Raw genomic sequence first — 15,653 nt, 5'->3', positions numbered from 1 at the left:
TACCGGCTTGCGGACGGCAGCGGCGCCATTCGGTCCGACGCAGCCGGCGCGGTAGGCGCCCTTGGCGCAGGCCGCCGCCGAGGCGTCCAGCGGCAGCAAAGCCGCCAACGTAAGTACGGCGGCGGCGGCAGTTGAGCACGGTCCTTTCATGGTGAGTTCCTTTCCAGAAACCGGCGTTTTTCAAATCGACCGGCACAGCTTTTCGAGCAAATTCACCTTCGGCTAGACGATCGCCGCAGTATCAACACGGACGACTGTAGGCCTTGCGCGCACTGCGCGCACCTTCCCTTGTGGCCAGTAGACGGCGAGCATTCCGAAGTCCATAGTGAGAAATATTCGCCTCCGAAACGTGCTCTCGAGCCATCGTCGCTGCCGAAATCAGTTGCGGTTCGGGGGCGTCGAGCGGTGGCACTGACGTGATGCGGTTAGCCATCATTGAGCCGAGGTACACGAAATGAAGCAACGAACCCTGTGCTGCCTGACGTTGGCGGGGCTGTTAATTTCCGAAGCCAGCGCACAACAGTTCGTGTACCCGGCCAAGGGCCAGAGCCCGCAGCAACAGAAGAGTGACGAGGCGGCCTGCTATTCGTGGGCGGTCAAGCAGACCGGTTTTGATCCAGCCAAACCACCTCCGCCCGCGCCCACGGCCAAGCCGCCGACCACAGCGACTGGGACAACCCCGGGTGCAGGTGCTCGCGGCGCGTTGCGCGGCGCCGCTGTCGGCGAGATCGCAGGCGGAAACGCCAGCGCCGGTGCGGCGGCGGGTGCGGTGGCTGCGCGCGGGCAAAGCCGCCGGCAGAACGTGGCGGCCGCGAATTCGGCCCAACAGCAGCAGGCTTCGGCCACGCAGCAAAAGCAGGCCTCGTTTGCAAAGGCTCGCGCCGCATGCCTAGAGGGTCGTGGCTACACAGTCAAGTAAGGCGGGGCCTAGGTTGAGCCATGACCGGCCAGCCATGGTGGATGCTGTGAGGCGGGGCGCTGAAGTTGGAGGCGTCCGCCCGCGCCTCGCGGCGCGGACTAGCTCAAGACGCGGCGCTCATCTTCTCCATCACCCCAGGAAAGGTTAAAGCTCGCAGGCTCAGCATTTCTGCAATGACGCATCCGAATCCCGAACACGCGCCTCCATTGCTCGAGACGGTTTGCTTGAAAGCAGATCTTGACGAATCTCGGCTCGTGGCCGGGGCTGCGAGTTCGCAACTGCTCCACAAAGCGGCCCGTCGAATGCCCACCACGGCAGGCCGTTGCCGTCGAGGCGGTGGCTGGCGGCCACGCACTGAACTCTCACCTTTTGCGATACGGACGAGTCTTGCTTCTAGCGCTTATCCGCACCTCTGCCGACAGGTCTGTCCTTGTGGCGACGAATTGACGCGGAACCGAATTTGGGCAATCTCACCAAGGCCAGTTTGTCACGCGACTGCGTGCGCCAAGCCCACAGGGTGAGACCAATTCCAATCAGCGCCGGCATCGTGACAGCCGGGAAGTCGCACGGAATGACCGCGGGCCCGCAGATGCCGACCGCGATTTCCCAGAAGTGAAAGATCGCATGTCCCGTGAGCCAGAGCGTGGGCGTTCCCCAGCACGCCACTCGGTAGGACGGCCGCACGGCGCCGGTGATGAGCGCGCCGCCGATCAGCGCATAGAGCAACGCGATGTCGCGCAGGAGATGCTGGTTGAAGGGACCGGTTTCCATCACCCCGGGCACGGCCTTGTACCAGGCGAAGGGAACCATCAACATCACGACGCCATTGATGAGTAGAGCGACGCCGAGCACCGCGGCAAGGCCGATAGCGATCCTTTGAAACAGGGGCCGATTGAGATCCTCTGTCGGCGCGAGCGGTTGCAAAAGACCGGATTTGCTGTTCATGCTTGTTCCACGGCGCGTTGCGAATGGGTCGCAGGCCCGCGGCGAAAACTGATCGCCAGCCTATTGAATGCGCCCATCATCCCGATCGCTACCGCGAGATCGACGAGTGCCTTTTCGTCGAACACCGCCGACGCAACTTGAAAGTCGGCGTCGGGCACCTGGATGTCCGCCACGCGGGTCACGCTCTCGGTCCAGGCGAGCGCGGCGCGCTCGCGTGCATCGAAGAACTCGCCGGCCTCGCGCCACACGGGAATCAGAGAAAGTGTCTCCGTTCTGAAGCCCCGCTTGAGCAGGTCGCGTGGCCGATCAGGGCTTCGTGCGCGTCGGTGTCGAAGAAGATGCCGCCCTCGCCCTCCTGGTGGACTGCGTACTCGCGACCACGGATCTCGAAACGGTGCAGGTGCATGTCCTGCCAGCCGAACGCGACCTGCAGGATCTGGTGAAGCCGCGCGACGCTCGTATCGCCTCGTACCAGAAGGCGCCGTGCTGCGCAACATCAGCCCGCTGATCTGGCGGCCAGCCATGGTGGATGCTGTGAGGCGGGGCGCTGAAGTTGGAGGCGTCCGCCCGCGCCTCGCGGCGCCGACTAGCTCAAGACGCGCAAGCGCAGCGCGTTCACTTCGCCCTCAGGCTTGGCGCTTTTCGATCCAATGGGTGGCCGGACCATGCAAGCGGTTGCCAAGCTCCAGGGCCTGGATGAGCCTTTCCTTGTTGGCGCGATTGTCAGGGATCCATAAATGGTCGCGTTCGTCAGGCTCGCGGTCAAGGAACACTTCTTTAGAGCGACGAAGCCTGATCTCGGTGAGCGCTCGAATCGTCGTTTTCAACGCAAACTCCTCAAGGAAGGTTCGTATCAGCCCGCAGTGCGCGGACGAAGCGCCCAGGATTCGTGTCAGAGTTGGGAGCCAAGCCAGATCGTGAAATTTTTCAGCATTCCATCGTTCAGTCCTGAACGTACCCGAACTCGGCTCAAAGTTGAAGAGCTTAATTCGTGAAAAACTACTGATACCAAAGTAGTACATGTAATTACAATAAATTACATGAATACACGTTACGACGCCGGATGGCTCACCGGGAAAACCGAGTACCAAGGTCGAGGATCTTCGCCGCGACGCATTTCTCAACGGTCAAAGGGGCCCACAGTTGCTGGGGGATGGCGTAGCTGGGCGTTGGTCGTTTGGTTGATCATCGCCTTGGCCTGGACTCTGAGTTTGGCCGTAGGGCTTTGATGTCTAGTCCTCGCTCCGGCGGGGAATGAGGACCCTTACCTGCAGTCCTCGCGGTTGCCTCGACCCACAGCTTGGCCAGATAACAGTTGCGCCCCGTGCCAAGACAGCCGGGATGCCCGCCGTCATGCGGCGAGCATGGACTTACCTACTGTGCCAACCGAGTAATACGATCCATAAAACTAACGAGGAGGGCAGATATGCCAAAGTCGACTGAACGCGCGCACGCCAAGTTGCTATGGGACGCTGCCTGCGAACGGATCGCATTCGCGCTCGAGCCTCCGCCGGAACTGGGAAAACTGGATCCCCCAATCAATCTTCAAGAGGCAATCCAGATAGCACAGGCCGCCCTGGAGCGTCTGCGCGACGCATACTCACCTGAAGATTCCCCGCCGTGAGCGGCCAGTCTGCGCTTGTGGATGCAGACGGCAGTCGCTCAAACGTTCAATGGCTTCGAGCAGCTGCCAGCAATTCAGCCGCGTCTGTTCGAGCCGCACGGCGACAAACTTCCTCCAGTTCCTGAATGACAACGTCGATGCGTTGCAGGAACAGTTTGCGGCTGCCAGGGAGGGCGCGTGTGCTCAACGCCCATGCGAGCTGGGCCAAGCGTTCTTCCTCCGCATGGCGTGCCCACGGCTTCAATTCGCAGTAGCAGAGAAGCGCAAGGCGTCCAAGAGTTTCGTGGCGCCGGGCATGCGCGACGTCTGCCACGAGATCGTCGAGGCCGAGCATCAGGTTTTCTGTGGCGCGCATCATGTTGCAATGCAGCATTTTGTGCCGAACATGCATGTGGCTCACCTAGTTCTGGCTACTGTTCAAGTCTTTTTCAACAGAATGCATCTACATCGTCACCTGCCGCGTACCGACACTTACAAGTCTTGTGCGATCCATGCAACGAGAGCGACAACGGCCGTGATCGCCATCCATCGAAGTAATGGCCTGTTCCAAATTGAGAACAGCACTAGGACTGCAAAGGTTACGGCTGCGCCGGTAACGATGGGGTCTTTCATCGGATGACGCAGCCGGAATCGCATGCCAGTGGCGTGAGACTGGAGCCTAAGACAATCGGCACCCGCAGGTGCCGATTGCTGCCTACAGTCAAACGCATGCCGCTGTGCTGTTCGACTGGTCGCCGGCTGCCCCGCTAGGGTTCGCAAACGCCCGGCTTACGGGCGCGCACGCTCATGGTAGTCAGAGGCCGTAGTACTTGTCCACACCGCTCCGATAGGCGTCATCGTAGTCAGGCACGGCGTCGCTCCCGTAGCGCGGTGCGCCTTCGAGTTGAGCCTTGTCCAATGGCACGACATAGCCATCCTGAGAGGTGTCGTACTTCAGCATGTTCCAGGGGATGGGGTAACGGTCCGTGCCCATGCCCAGAAATCCGCCGAACTCCATCACTGCGTAGCGCACCCGACCCGAGACTTTATCGATCATCAAATCATCGATCGTGCCGAGCTTGTCGCCGGCAGGGTTGTAGACCGAGGTCCCTTCGACCCGTTCCGAAGAAATGACAGTGGAGATAGCCATAAGACGCTCCTACATCGGTCGGCACCGCTGGGGGCGACGACCTCGAGTGCAAGGCCCAGCAAAACGGGTATCGCTCAACAGAGCCGCGACGCGGATCAGCTAGCGGACTCTCTTCCTGTAGTCACCGGCCTCCATCAGTACGGTTCGCTTTCCTTCACGGAACTGAAGATGGATCACGGTGGCGCTCGTGAGATTTTTTTCTCCACGCTCGCCTTGCCGTTGCGGCTTGCGGCGAAGCCTGCTCGCTTCTAACAGCGACCGTTCAAGTGGTGCAGACGTAGACGCTGCCGTCGCTCACACTGGACCCCGCCTGGGCGAACTGGGCGCCTCGAACGGCAGTCATCCAAGCAGCCGGAATGGACCTCCGTACCGACGATTCGCCACCGACTGGCGCCGAGCGCTGAAGCATGGTTGCGCTTCTTGGCCGCTCTATAGAGCGCTGCAGATGCAACATTAGAAAATTTTCACCGTGAGCGTAGATTTGTGGCGACTGGTGGGTGCAGGATCGAAGGAGTTTTGACTTCCGGGAAGATCTGCAGCGACCGCCTAATCCAGGGTGGCGTTCCGATACTCGGCGAGCGTCGTCCGACGGAACTCGGTCACAGGGATCAGCCGGTCGCCCAAATCGTCGAAATGGGCGCGAATGTAGGCATGCTCGCGGACCCAACATCCGCGTGAAGTGCCGCCATCCAACAAGGTGAGGTAGCAAACGCGGAGGGGTGCCGGGCATCCTTCTTCGGCGTCGGTTAGCTGAATCACCTGGTATGGGCTTCCGCTCGTCACAAAGAGAACGCTCGGCTCCAAGTCGCACCCGAGAAGAATTGTGCAACTGGCGACGACTGCCATCATGGACGACGTCTTCATTGCTGGCCTTCCGGGGAGCGCGGGGAACACTTGATTGAGCGCTTTCGCATGGCCGTCGTCAACTCCAAAAAGTGGGGACCACGGCGTGGTGCGCACAGTCATGCTGGGCGGATGTACTGTCCAGTTATGTTCGTCTCGTGTTCCATGATGCGCAGCAGGAAGTCAAGAGGCGGCAATGACTCGGCGTGAGTGTGATTCAGGATCCACGAGCCGCCCGCCTCTCGGGCTTGGATGGCCACATTTCGCGCACCTCCTCCTTTACACGTTCGACCAGGTGGCCAACCTCCTCCAGGCAGGGAGAACAGCCCAGCCTATTCAATCCTTAGCAGGCTTACATGGTCCGCCCAAGAAGAGCAAGACCTCGGCCCCCACCATCGACGGCCAAATGCGCGATGACTTCCCCCGCGCGTGCCGGCCTTGACGAAAGCGGTGGATCCGATTCAGCGTATTTACGAATCAGCCGCGCCGAACATCTGCCGCAACTCGTACGCGCATGGAGAGGCCCTTCGTGTTAAGTGTCGATCCTACGAAATTGCACGCCACTAATCGACACGTGAGCCGGGTGCCGCAGTGGCAAACTTGATGCATGCCAAACCACAAGCTGCTCACGCGGACGGCGTTGTTGAAGGAAGAACGCACTCGCCAGCCAACCGAAGCTGACTCCTTGGGAGAGGGCAACGATGAAGTCGCCAACGATATTGGGACGGACAAGCAATCGCACTTGGCCAGCGAAAGATCAAAGGAAGGGGCGCACAACGAGGCGCCGCTGAGCCGAAACGAAACCCTCGCCACCGTCGAACCCAGCATTCCTCTTGAAGAATCGGCGGGGAAAAGGTTCAGGCAAAACGCAGCAATAGCTTTCATCTTCGGCTTGGCCGCACTGACTTTGGTTTTGATCGTGCACCTCCATCCATAGCGACTGCCTTCTTGCCAGCACCACACGCAGCAGGCCGCAGCGCTATGGCGCGGTGCCCCTGCAAATGGGCGATTGGATCGGACGGAAGTCATCGCCCCGCCGAATTTCCTCGCGGCGAAAGGAGCCGAAGGCTGGCTTGGGGATATGGCGCAGTTGCGCGTTGGTTATCGGCCTGGCCACGCCCTGGGTTGGACCCTGAAGATGGCTATGGGCCTTTGAGGGTGGGCGCATTCCTCACGGCTGTGTCTTGCCCCAGAACGCAGACATTGCCTTGAGACGTTCTTTTTCTTCGCTGTTGAGGTAGCCCGAAGTCGTCGCGATCGACGAATGCCCGAGGTTGTTTTTTACGACCAGCAGCGGAACCGGCTCATGCCCGGCCCGACCCTTCAGCGCGTGGGACGCGTGCGTATGGCGTAGCCAATGCGTCGTTGCCTTGCGGATCCGCGCTGCTTCGCCTGCATCGAGCTGCGCAGCGCTGCATGAAGGCTTGGACAGCCTTGTACAAACCTGAATCCGACCAGGTCGCAGGAGGCATCGCGGCCCCGTCCCTGAACCTGGCCAGGATGGCGACATCGGCATTTTCTTCAGCCATCACGCTCTTGGATCGACCGATCCGGGTGAGTTCGTCGCGCAGCTCGTCGACCAGATCCTGCGGGACGGGGACTTCTCTGATCTTGCTGCCTTTCCCCACGACAGTAAGCATCCAGCCGGTCATGGCGACGCCATCAGCGTCCTCGAACTCGTCGTTGGCCAGGAGCAGGAGCATCGCCTCCTTCGGCCGACCCATGTCGTGCCGGCCCGAGTGACTCAGCCGGTTCCAGTCCTTGGCGAACTGCCTGCCGAACGAGGAAGTTTTAGGAAGGCTTGCGTGCTTTTTCTTGGGAGCCGCTTTCGAGCGCATCGAAAAGACTTTCAGGTGTCTCGAAGCGCTCGCCGGCTGACGCCCGAGCTTCCACCATCGCTGCAATCGTGGTGGCGTTGGTCAGGACTGCGACACGCTGATGGGGCTCGCGCTCCTGACACCACCGCACGACCTCAATCCCAGAGCCTTCAGCCAGGAAAAGGTCCGCCACGGCCAGATCCTATTCCCCTTTATGTCCTGCAAGCCAATGGACAGCTCCACCTTGGGAATGAGCAATTGCTAAGACATTTGCATCGCCCAGATCCGCCAGCGCAGGGACTAGATGATCACGGATTTTCTCGCTGTCTTCGACTAAGAAGACGGTGAGGGGCAGTTTTTCGCCCTCCGCATTGACTTTTATTCCCATCGCTCTCCCCTATGAGGCTGGGAAATCGGCCGGTCCAAGTACCGACGAACCTCAACCGGATTTTCGCCGACCGCTCGCATCGCCACCCTTAGATCCGTCTCTGTAACGCCCATCTTGCGACACCAGTATTCAAGCTGCCAAGGCTCTTTCAACAAAATGACAGTCGGGTCGTCCGGAACTCGATAATGGTGCATCCTCTAAAGTCTTGAGGCCAATGTGCACCTCGGGCGCGGGACAACATGTCGACCGCAGCTAAGAAAGCGCTGACAGGGTGAGAACTCCCGCGAAAATGGTCGGTAACGTGTCTTTGACACTGGAGGCTTCCGCACGCTGAATTTGGCCGATAAGCGCTAGATCGCGCATCTGTCAGCGACCAGCGTATCCATGAGGATCATGGGAGCAGCCTCCTGTCTGCTCAAACCCGTCTCTTCGTCACGTCCTACTGCCTTCAACTTCCTGCTGGCAGCTTCCCTCAGGATCCGGCGCACGTATCGTCGGCCCGCGGCGCAGGGTTAAGCCACTAATTATTCTTTTTTGAGTCTTTTATTGCTTGGAGCAATGCTTCGGTGTCCGTTGGTTGTTCGAAATCTTCACTTAAAGTAGGAGATGAAACGGCCCCTCGGTCGCGCGAAATTTCGTTCAAAATCTGAAGCGCCTTCGTGACCTTTTGCTCCGTCAAGACGGTTAATTTGAAGATCCAGGTGCGCACGATGCTCTGAGAGTTCCGCCATTCGACTTTGCCTGATGAGTACGGCCACTGTCAGCAATAGGGCGTTCGAGCTTACAATTCCCTGGAGCCAGAAAAAGGGAGGCTCGTCAACGTGTCGCCAGCCAGCGTGCCAGCCCCATAAATTGACTGCCACCCATCCGCTGACGAATCGAATGACAAATGCGAAATAAGCCGGACTTCCGAAGAACAGGCTGATTCGTTCGATTAGGTTACGCGTCGACGACACCTCTTCTTCCTGTTTTTGATCAAGGCCTGCAACCACATCAAGGTTCTTCTCTCGCGTTGACGCAGGGAGGGGGTCGGCGGCGGGCGCGGGATCGAGAGGATCATTCATAGCTGAGCATGAGAGTTATCCCCATAGCCATTTTGGGCAGCACAGAAAGCCCGGGGGCCGGCTACGCCCGTCGACGCCCTGAGGTTGCTGAAGTCTGCCCCTCGGCGCTGCGCTGCACTGGGAATGGGCACCCCTGAGACGACAGCGGTTAGCGCGGCTCCTCCGGTCACCTTTAGAAACTCTCGTCGATCTGGTTTCTGCCATCGCCAATGCTCCGTACAAAGAACCGAATTGATTATTTCTATGAATCAACTGGGCTGAATGCTACGTCCGCCAAAACTGTCGATCTATGCATATTTTTGGCAAGAGTTAAATCGCTACGCACCGATTGCAGTGGCGCGCATACGAAAGAATCGCTCCGATGGATCACAGGGAAAGCGATTAAATAATTGTCATAATCCAGAGTTCTGCCGTTGACAAAATCTCATCTCTGTGAACGCACGCGGTAGACGACGGGTGCCGTTAGAGATACATTTGCGCTTGTCTTCATTCTTCGGGCCCCTCTTAACGCCTTTCCGCTGTTTCCTTGGCCGAATTAATGACAGAGAACTCAAGAAGGACCGCTAAACCTCTTCAATTCCCATCTCAATGCAGCTCGGCCAATTGCCAAAGCACCACGTATCTAAAGGAAATTTCCTGCGAAAGCGACATGCCTGTGCGAAAGGAGACGCCCTCGATGAACACGATCACAACCTTGAACGACCTAGCCCAATTGCCCGACGGCGAACTAGTAGCCTGCCTCTCGGGTATTCGGGCTGCGATCCACAAGGCCAAGCAAGCTCACGCCAAGGCCCAAGCCGAAGGGAGGGCGCCGCCCCCCGTCCACCTCCCAGCCTACGTGTGGCGGGCAAGGCCAAGCAGCCATCGAAAGCCACGTCCTGACATGCCTATAGACGATCTGGGCATGCGCGTTTCCATCTCCAGCGCCCTCAAGGAGTTAGGCATCGTTTACCTCGAGGACCTTGCCGAGATTGACGAACAGGAGCTGCTCGGCCACGACGCCATAGGCGTCAGGACGGTGGCGCGGCTGCGTGATGCGTTGCAGCAAGCCGGATTGGGCTTTCGCAGACCGACCGGGCAGCACGCAGGTAGCCTCTTCCCTCATCCGTAGAAAGCAGCTGTAGTCGCAGCGTCGCCACCCCCGCCAGCCCTAGTGCGGTGGGTATCAGTTGCATCTGACCGCCCCGGATTCAGCCGGAGAAGACGTCTGGCGACGAGCTCGTGCCGATCTCGCCTCTACCGGGCACCAATCCCTGACGCACGCGGCCCGGCAGGGCCGCACAAGTCCAAGATCCAAAGCACTGTTCACCCATGGGATCGTTCGTGAGGCCACCGCCTTCTGATGGGAGGTCGGCCCTGGCATGCGCGCACCACGCTCAGGCGAAAATCGGTGATCGATGAATCTTATGCAGTTCACGAGGCCGCGTGTCCACGTGGCAGGCGCTTGGCGTCGTTGTTTGCGGTAGCGCAACCCGAGGTGGTGCCGACGCCTGTTGCAGGGGCACCTCCCTACGCAGAGAAACAATGAAAAATGGTAGGTTCAACCATGCAATTTGGTCACCTGTGAGCATCCGCAACCGCCTACTACTGTTGGTGTTTGCAGTCTGGCTACCCTCGGTAGCTGCGTTTGCGCTGCTCGCTTTCACCACATACCAGCGCGAAGCGGCGGCCGCGCGGGACCAAGTGGAGCACCTCGCTAATGGCCTCAACACCTTCGTCGAGCGCGAGCTCGATAACCGCGCGGTCATGGCAACGACACTCGCGGCCACCGACGCAGTGCGGGAAGGCGATTTGCGAAGATTCCATGAAGAGGCCACGGCGGCCACCCGAGCCAGCGGCAACTGGGCATTCCTGGTGGACCCAAAGGCGCAGCTGGCGCACACGCTGGTGCCGTGGGACCAGACCGAACCTATTCCGCGCCCGGCCGGAGCGCCATTCGAAACAAGCGAGCCTGCAGCGTATTTCAGCTCCTACGGCCCCGTCCTCAAGAAACCGGTGTTGGGCGTGCTTGCCCCGGAGACGAACGGCGATCCCCCCAGGTACAACGTTGGCGTCTCCTTTGAACTGTCCGTCATCCAGGAGATAGTCAATCACCAAAAATTTCCATCGGACAGTGTCGCGGCAGTCATTGATCAAGACCACAGAGTGATCGCCCGAAGCCGAAAACCCGAGGAATGGGTAGGCAAATCCGCTACCGGAGACCTGAAACGCAGGGCTCAGGCAGGGGATGTGGGATTCGCGGAATCGACGACGCTCGACGGAGTCCGTTCGTTGACCTACTTGACCCGAGGGAACCGATATGGGTGGAGCGTGGTCTTCGCTTTCCCCATGGCCGCACTCAACCAGGCAGCCTGGAGAATCACGATTCAGGCAGTGGCTGCCTCGGGAACCCTGCTGTTGCTGGGATTGGCATTGGCTCTGTACGCGGCGCGGAGCATCAGCAATCCGATGATGGCGCTCCGAGACGCTGCAGCGCAACTGGGCAAGGATGAAGTGCCGCCGAAACTGACCACTGGCGTGTCGGAGGCTGACGACGTGAGTGCCGCTCTCCATGACGCTGGCCTGCGCTCGCAGGACGCCAAACGCACGCTGGAAGCGCGTGTGGCAGACGCGGTCGAAGAAGCGCGAGAAGCCCACGCCACGTTGCTGAACGTACGCAAGCACGAGGCGATCGGGCGGCTGACCGGCGGCATCGCCCATGATTTCAACAACCTGTTGCAGACCATCAGCACCGGCCATCAGGTGCTCAGCCGGACCGTTTCGGAAGGACCCCAGCAGCGGGTGTTGCAAAGCGCGATGCGAGCCACGGCAAAAGCAGCTGACCTCGTTCGCCAACTTCTGACCTTTGGAAGGGCACAGCGGCTAGCGCCGCAACCGGTCGACATCGGTGATTTGGTACTGAAGAGCCAGGAGCTTACAAGCAAAGCTGTCGGGGAGCGCTCCGTGTTGTCGGCTTCCATTGAACCTGGCTTGCCTGCCGTGTTCGTCGATCCGACCCAACTCGAGTTGGCGATACTCAACCTGGTTTTCAACGCGCGCGACGCGATGCCGGACGGCGGCCACGTGCTTATCGTCGGCCGACTCGCCTCGGCAGCGGAAACGCAAAAGTTGGGTTCGGGTCGATTCGTCGCCGTCGAGGTGTCGGATGACGGCCCGGGAATGGACGCTGACACCGCCGCCAACGCGTTCGAGCCGTACTTCACCACCAAACCCATCGGGGCCGGCAGCGGGCTTGGCCTCGCGCAGGTGCTTGGCTTCGCACGGCAGTCCGGCGGGGACGCTCGAATCGAAAGCCGTGTCAACGCAGGAACGCGCGTGAGCCTTTACCTGCCTGCGTTTGAAGGGACCATCCCGGTGCAGGAGACGATGATGGTCAAGCTGCGACATGCCCCGCCCCTGAAGATCCTCATGGCCGAGGACGACGTACTGGTGTCTTCCGTCGTTGTCGTCGCCTTGGAGAGCACCGGACATCACGTGACGCTGTGCCGTTCCGCCGAGGACGCCGTCACTGCGCTCACAAGCGAGCAGGAGTTCGACGTCCTTTTCACAGACGTGGTGATGACCGGAAAAATGACCGGGCTCGACCTCCTCAGTTGGTGCCGCATTCATCGGCCGTCGCTACCCGCCGTCGTTGCCACCGGGTACAGCGCCCAGGAGACGACGTTGAATGTGACGATGCTTCGCAAGCCCTATGGTGTGGAAGCATTGCTTGAGGCTTTGCAGCAGGCGTTTGAAAAGGAACATCCGCCCGACACCGCTGCGAACACCGAAGAAGTGTAAGGACGTTCCTAAGCAATCGAGGAATTGCGAGCGCACCTGTGCCGAAAATGCGTTCGCAACGCCGTCGGCCTGGCTTCGCGTTGGTTGTCGGCCTGGTACCGCGCCCTGGGTTGGACCCTGAAGATGGCTATGGGCCTTTGAGGGTGGGCGCATTCCTCACGGCTGCGTCTTGCCCCAGAACGCAGACATTGAACCGCCCCGGATTTTGAGGAGGCTCCTTCGATAGAGAATGGAGCCAAGATGAGGAAGTCCCCGAAGTTTTCCCCGGAAGTTGTGGATCGCGCGGTGCGCATGGTCTTCGACGCCAAGGACCAGTACCCGTCGCAGTGGTCGGCGATCGAGTCGATCGCCGGCAAGATCGGTTGCACGGCCGAGACGCTGCGGCGCTGGGTGCGGCAAGGCGAGCGAGACAGCGGCGTGCGCCCAGGTGCAACGTCGCTTGAGCAGCAGCGCATCAAGGATCTGGAGCGTGAGGTGCGCGAGTTGCGCAAGACCAATGAGATCCTGAAGCTGGCCAGCGCATATTTCGCCCAGGCGGAGCTCGACCGCCATCACAAGAAGTGAACGCCTTCATCGACGAGCACCGCGCTCGCCTTGGGGTCGAGCCGATCTGCCGCGCGCTGCAGGTTGCCCCATCGGCATACCGGCGCCACGCCGCGCGCCGGCGCGATCCGGCACTGCTGTCGGTGCGAGCCCGGCGTGATGCGATCCTGACTGCCACAGGTGCTGCGCGTGTACGACCAGAACCTGGGCGTCTACGGCGCCGACAAGGTCTGGCGCCAACTCGGGCGCGAGGGCACGAGCGTCGCGCTGCACCGTGGAGCGGCTGATGCGGCTGCTCGGCCTGCAGGGCGTGCGTCGCGGCAGGTCGCTACGCACGACCGTGCCCGATGCCAAGGCGGCATGCCCGCTGGACCGTGTGAATCGGCAGTTCAGGGCTGAGCGTCCGAACCAGCTCTGGGTGGCGGACTTCACCTACGTCTCGACCTGGCAGGGCTTCGTCTACGTGGCCTTCGTCATCGATGTCTTCGCCAGGCGCATCGTCGGCTGGCGAGTCAGCAACTCGATGCAGACAGACTTCGTGCTCGACGCGCTGGAGCAAGCGCTGTACGCACGCCGCCCAGAGCGTGATGGAGCCCTGGTGCACCACAGCGACCGCGGTTCGCAGTACGTGTCGATCCGCTACAGCGAACGGCTGGCCGAGGCGGGCATCGAGCCCTCGGTGGGCAGCACCGGCGACAGCTACGACAACGCCCTGGCCGAGACCATCAACGGGCTGTTCAAGGCCGAGATCATTCACCGGCGCGGGCCATGGAAGACGCGCGAGGCTGTCGAACTGGCGACCCTGGGATGGGTCTCGTGGTTCAACCATCATCGTTTGCTGGAGCCCATCGGCTACATCCCGCCGGCCGAAGCCGAGGCCAACTATTGGCGTGAGCAAGGTCGCTCGATGACCCCAGGCAAGCCCGCGCAGCAAGCCACGCTGCAGGAGGGTTGAACCATGAGTACATGGCCCAACCGGGGGGCCTCCGGCGGCCCCTGCGGGGGGCTGAATGAAGGAGAATCCAAACAGCCAACCCCCCACCCTTGAGTCAGACCACTCCGGCTTGACTCAAGCCAACAGGCCTCCTCGAAACCCGGTGCGGTCACCGTTCTGAAGCCCCGCTTGAGCAGGTCGCGTGGCCGATCAGGGCTTCGTGCGCGTCGGTGTCGAAAAAGATGCCGCCCTCGCCCTCTGGTGGACTGCGTACTCGCGACCACGGATCTCGAAACGGTGCAGGTGCATGTCCTGCCAGCCGAACGCGACCTGCAGGATCTGGTGAAGCCGCGCGACGCTCGTATCGCCTCGTACCAGAAGGCGCCGCCAGATCAGCGGGCTGATGTTGCGCAGCACTGCGCGCAGCTATAGGACCTCCTGTCAGATGCTCCGGCTTCCATCCTCGAAGCTTACTTTGCTGCACTGCACACCCCCAGGAATGTGATGCTCTCCTGTATGGATACCTCGGCGAGAACGACCTGCTGAGCGTGCGGACCGACGCCGAGAAGTTCTTGCTCCTGTCGGCGTCCAACCTCGTCGAGTGTGTTGCCTTCGTCGGAGCACAACTGCGTCCGAGATGAGCCGCGTGCGCGGTCGGTCAAGGTGGGACGAGTGGACGCTCACGATGTGTCTACCGACCTTGTCCACCGAGGCAGACGGAGCGCCGATTGCAAGGATGGACGTGTGGAGGAGGTCCTAAGCCATCGCCGAGCGAGCGGGCCACGACAGCAGCGTCGCTCAGGTACCCTTCCCCGAGCGCGCGCAGGCGGCGGTCTCGAAGCGCAAAGTTGACGAGAGCCCCCGAGCGTTTTCCTCACACGCGCGGAGGCGTGAGATGAAGGCACACGGGTATCGGGATGGCGGAGCGCAGCGAAACTTTGCCGGCGCAGTTGAAAAGGATGGTCCAGTACGTCAACCAGGAGCCGAAGGCGCAGCGGCTAGGCGCTACAGAGCGCCTGCGCCAGGAGATACTGCGAGATCCGAAAGGGGCGCAGAAACTGGCCGAGCAGTTGGTAGTCGCACGCGCACCCGTGCGAGGGATGAGTCGGTAGTGCCTCTGCTTTCGGACCGGAGGACGCGACCATCGACCGTTAGGGCGGGCAAGGACGTGCACCGCTTGGTAGGCTCAATCGTCATATTCGTCGTCAGCCTCCGGCGTCGAGTTCTCAGGACCCACCAACTCATCGTCTACGTAGGACAGCAAAGCCGCATTGCCCGCGTTGTACGCATCAAGCCAGTTGTCGAACTTGTCATCGCCCGTTTCGAGGTCCAGCCAAACTGCCGGATCTTCTGTGCTTTCCAGGATGATCCAAAGGAAACTGCCCGGACTCGGGCGGTCCACGAACACGGCCAGGCGGCGGTATTGGTCAGGCATGGCGAACAGCATAACCATGGCCGTGGAAAATGCTAGAGGTCAGGCCCGCCAACCGTCTCATCGGGCGAATCGCTGCAGCTTGCCATGGGCTGCAGCGATCCTCCTCATACCGGCTTCAGTGTCGATGGTCAACACCTCGGCCCGGCGGAAGGAAGAGCGAAGAAATCCGCTGGATACGGCGCACCGTGTCGCGAGAGACGAGGTACGCCTGAATTTCCTTTTCGCTCATGAC

Annotated in this window: 20 protein-coding genes, 2 pseudogenes and 1 other annotated feature; of the genes and pseudogenes, 6 read left to right on the top strand and 16 right to left on the bottom strand. The window is 60.7% G+C overall.

What is annotated here, in order from left to right; all coding sequences use genetic code 11:
* Positions 1 to 61 precede the first annotated feature (61 nt).
* Together QTI17_RS30165 and QTI17_RS30160 are read left to right on the top strand one after the other, a co-directional pair.
* Positions 62 to 226, top strand: coding sequence for a hypothetical protein (locus QTI17_RS30165; protein WP_286537465.1), 165 nt, complete (start codon positions 62 to 64; stop codon positions 224 to 226).
* Positions 227 to 454: 228 nt separating this feature from the next.
* Positions 455 to 919 carry a hypothetical protein gene (locus QTI17_RS30160; protein ID WP_286537464.1) on the top strand — a complete coding sequence of 155 codons (465 nt, stop codon included), beginning with the start codon at positions 455 to 457 and terminating at the stop codon, positions 917 to 919.
* A 393-nt stretch (positions 920 to 1,312) separates the two neighbouring features.
* On the opposite strand, the gene QTI17_RS30155 is transcribed toward QTI17_RS30160, so the two are convergent.
* From QTI17_RS30155 to QTI17_RS30125, 7 genes and pseudogenes are all read right to left on the bottom strand, one after another.
* Positions 1,313 to 1,864 (bottom strand): hypothetical protein, encoded by a 552-nt coding sequence (locus QTI17_RS30155; protein WP_286537463.1) that lies wholly within the window; start codon positions 1,862 to 1,864, stop codon positions 1,313 to 1,315.
* Positions 1,861 to 2,163 (bottom strand): annotated as a pseudogene (locus QTI17_RS30150) (carboxymuconolactone decarboxylase family protein); the annotation flags it as partial. The gene QTI17_RS30155 and the pseudogene QTI17_RS30150, both read right to left, overlap by 4 nt.
* Positions 2,118 to 2,297 carry a plasmid pRiA4b ORF-3 family protein gene (locus QTI17_RS35135; protein ID WP_353506745.1) on the bottom strand — a complete coding sequence of 60 codons (180 nt, stop codon included), beginning with the start codon at positions 2,295 to 2,297 and terminating at the stop codon, positions 2,118 to 2,120. The gene QTI17_RS35135 and the pseudogene QTI17_RS30150, both read right to left, overlap by 46 nt.
* A gap of 193 nt (positions 2,298 to 2,490) precedes the next feature.
* Positions 2,491 to 2,691 carry a hypothetical protein gene (locus QTI17_RS30140; RefSeq protein WP_286537461.1) on the bottom strand — a complete coding sequence of 67 codons (201 nt, stop codon included), beginning with the start codon at positions 2,689 to 2,691 and terminating at the stop codon, positions 2,491 to 2,493.
* Positions 2,692 to 3,534: 843 nt separating this feature from the next.
* Positions 3,535 to 3,888, bottom strand: coding sequence for a hypothetical protein (locus QTI17_RS30135; RefSeq protein ID WP_286537460.1), 354 nt, complete (start codon positions 3,886 to 3,888; stop codon positions 3,535 to 3,537).
* 393 nt (positions 3,889 to 4,281) lie between these two features.
* The gene (locus QTI17_RS30130; protein WP_286537458.1) at positions 4,282 to 4,617 is read right to left on the bottom strand and encodes a PRC-barrel domain-containing protein; all 336 of its coding nucleotides are present in this window, start codon (positions 4,615 to 4,617) and stop codon (positions 4,282 to 4,284) included.
* Between the two features lie 546 nt (positions 4,618 to 5,163).
* Positions 5,164 to 5,481 carry a hypothetical protein gene (locus tag QTI17_RS30125; RefSeq protein ID WP_286537457.1) on the bottom strand — a complete coding sequence of 106 codons (318 nt, stop codon included), beginning with the start codon at positions 5,479 to 5,481 and terminating at the stop codon, positions 5,164 to 5,166.
* A 586-nt stretch (positions 5,482 to 6,067) separates the two neighbouring features.
* Between QTI17_RS30125 and QTI17_RS30120 the strand changes: the two genes are divergently transcribed.
* Positions 6,068 to 6,397 carry a hypothetical protein gene (locus tag QTI17_RS30120; RefSeq protein ID WP_286537456.1) on the top strand — a complete coding sequence of 110 codons (330 nt, stop codon included), beginning with the start codon at positions 6,068 to 6,070 and terminating at the stop codon, positions 6,395 to 6,397.
* Between the two features lie 234 nt (positions 6,398 to 6,631).
* On the opposite strand, the gene QTI17_RS30115 is transcribed toward QTI17_RS30120, so the two are convergent.
* From QTI17_RS30115 to QTI17_RS35125, 7 genes are all read right to left on the bottom strand, one after another.
* Positions 6,632 to 6,838, bottom strand: coding sequence for a site-specific integrase (locus tag QTI17_RS30115; RefSeq protein WP_286537590.1), 207 nt, complete (start codon positions 6,836 to 6,838; stop codon positions 6,632 to 6,634).
* Positions 6,765 to 7,298, bottom strand: a complete 534-nt coding sequence (locus QTI17_RS30110) for a CAP domain-containing protein (protein ID WP_286537595.1) — start codon at positions 7,296 to 7,298, stop codon at positions 6,765 to 6,767. The genes QTI17_RS30115 and QTI17_RS30110 overlap by 74 nt, the downstream gene beginning before the upstream one ends.
* Complete coding sequence (locus QTI17_RS30105) at positions 7,252 to 7,470, bottom strand: response regulator (protein ID WP_286537455.1); 219 nt, start codon at positions 7,468 to 7,470, stop codon at positions 7,252 to 7,254. The genes QTI17_RS30110 and QTI17_RS30105 overlap by 47 nt, the downstream gene beginning before the upstream one ends.
* Positions 7,471 to 7,479: 9 nt before the next feature.
* Complete coding sequence (locus tag QTI17_RS30100; protein WP_286537454.1) at positions 7,480 to 7,665, bottom strand: hypothetical protein; 186 nt, start codon at positions 7,663 to 7,665, stop codon at positions 7,480 to 7,482.
* A complete protein-coding gene (locus QTI17_RS35130) occupies positions 7,656 to 7,859 on the bottom strand; it encodes a DUF3606 domain-containing protein (RefSeq protein WP_353506742.1) in 204 nt (67 codons plus the stop codon). The genes QTI17_RS30100 and QTI17_RS35130 overlap by 10 nt, the downstream gene beginning before the upstream one ends.
* A 396-nt stretch (positions 7,860 to 8,255) precedes the next feature.
* Positions 8,256 to 8,729 (bottom strand): DUF1003 domain-containing protein, encoded by a 474-nt coding sequence (locus QTI17_RS30095; RefSeq protein ID WP_286537453.1) that lies wholly within the window; start codon positions 8,727 to 8,729, stop codon positions 8,256 to 8,258.
* Entirely contained in the window at positions 8,726 to 8,965 is a 240-nt protein-coding gene (locus tag QTI17_RS35125) for a twin-arginine translocation signal domain-containing protein (protein WP_353506744.1), read from the bottom strand. Before QTI17_RS35125 ends, QTI17_RS30095 begins: the two co-directional genes overlap by 4 nt.
* A gap of 440 nt (positions 8,966 to 9,405) precedes the next feature.
* On the opposite strand from QTI17_RS35125, the gene QTI17_RS30090 reads away from it, so the two are divergent.
* The 3 genes and pseudogenes from QTI17_RS30090 to QTI17_RS30080 all read left to right on the top strand — a co-directional run bounded on the left by QTI17_RS30090 (position 9,406) and on the right by QTI17_RS30080 (position 14,007).
* A complete protein-coding gene (locus QTI17_RS30090; protein ID WP_286537451.1) occupies positions 9,406 to 9,840 on the top strand; it encodes a DNA-directed RNA polymerase subunit alpha C-terminal domain-containing protein in 435 nt (144 codons plus the stop codon).
* Positions 9,841 to 10,292: 452 nt separating this feature from the next.
* Positions 10,293 to 12,509: an ATP-binding protein gene (locus tag QTI17_RS30085; protein WP_286537449.1), complete on the top strand. Its 2,217-nt coding sequence runs from the start codon at positions 10,293 to 10,295 to the stop codon at positions 12,507 to 12,509.
* A gap of 240 nt (positions 12,510 to 12,749) precedes the next feature.
* Positions 12,750 to 14,007, top strand: a pseudogene (locus QTI17_RS30080) (IS3 family transposase).
* Positions 13,028 to 13,144, top strand: a sequence feature (AL1L pseudoknot). (Overlaps the previous pseudogene by 117 nt.)
* A 189-nt stretch (positions 14,008 to 14,196) precedes the next feature.
* Here QTI17_RS30080 and QTI17_RS30075 read toward each other — a convergent pair.
* Both QTI17_RS30075 and QTI17_RS30070 read right to left on the bottom strand, forming a co-directional pair.
* Positions 14,197 to 14,403, bottom strand: a complete 207-nt coding sequence (locus QTI17_RS30075; RefSeq protein WP_286537447.1) for an IS1096 element passenger TnpR family protein — start codon at positions 14,401 to 14,403, stop codon at positions 14,197 to 14,199.
* A 769-nt stretch (positions 14,404 to 15,172) separates the two neighbouring features.
* Positions 15,173 to 15,421 (bottom strand): hypothetical protein, encoded by a 249-nt coding sequence (locus tag QTI17_RS30070; protein WP_286537446.1) that lies wholly within the window; start codon positions 15,419 to 15,421, stop codon positions 15,173 to 15,175.
* Between the last annotated feature and the right edge of the window lie 232 nt (positions 15,422 to 15,653).

The organism is Variovorax sp. J31P179, assembly GCF_030316985.1.
GTDB classification, from domain to species: Bacteria; Pseudomonadota; Gammaproteobacteria; order Burkholderiales; family Burkholderiaceae_C; genus Variovorax; species Variovorax ginsengisoli_B.
The sequence above is the reverse complement of the archived record's forward strand: the minus strand, read 5'-3'. Positions and strand labels throughout refer to the sequence as shown.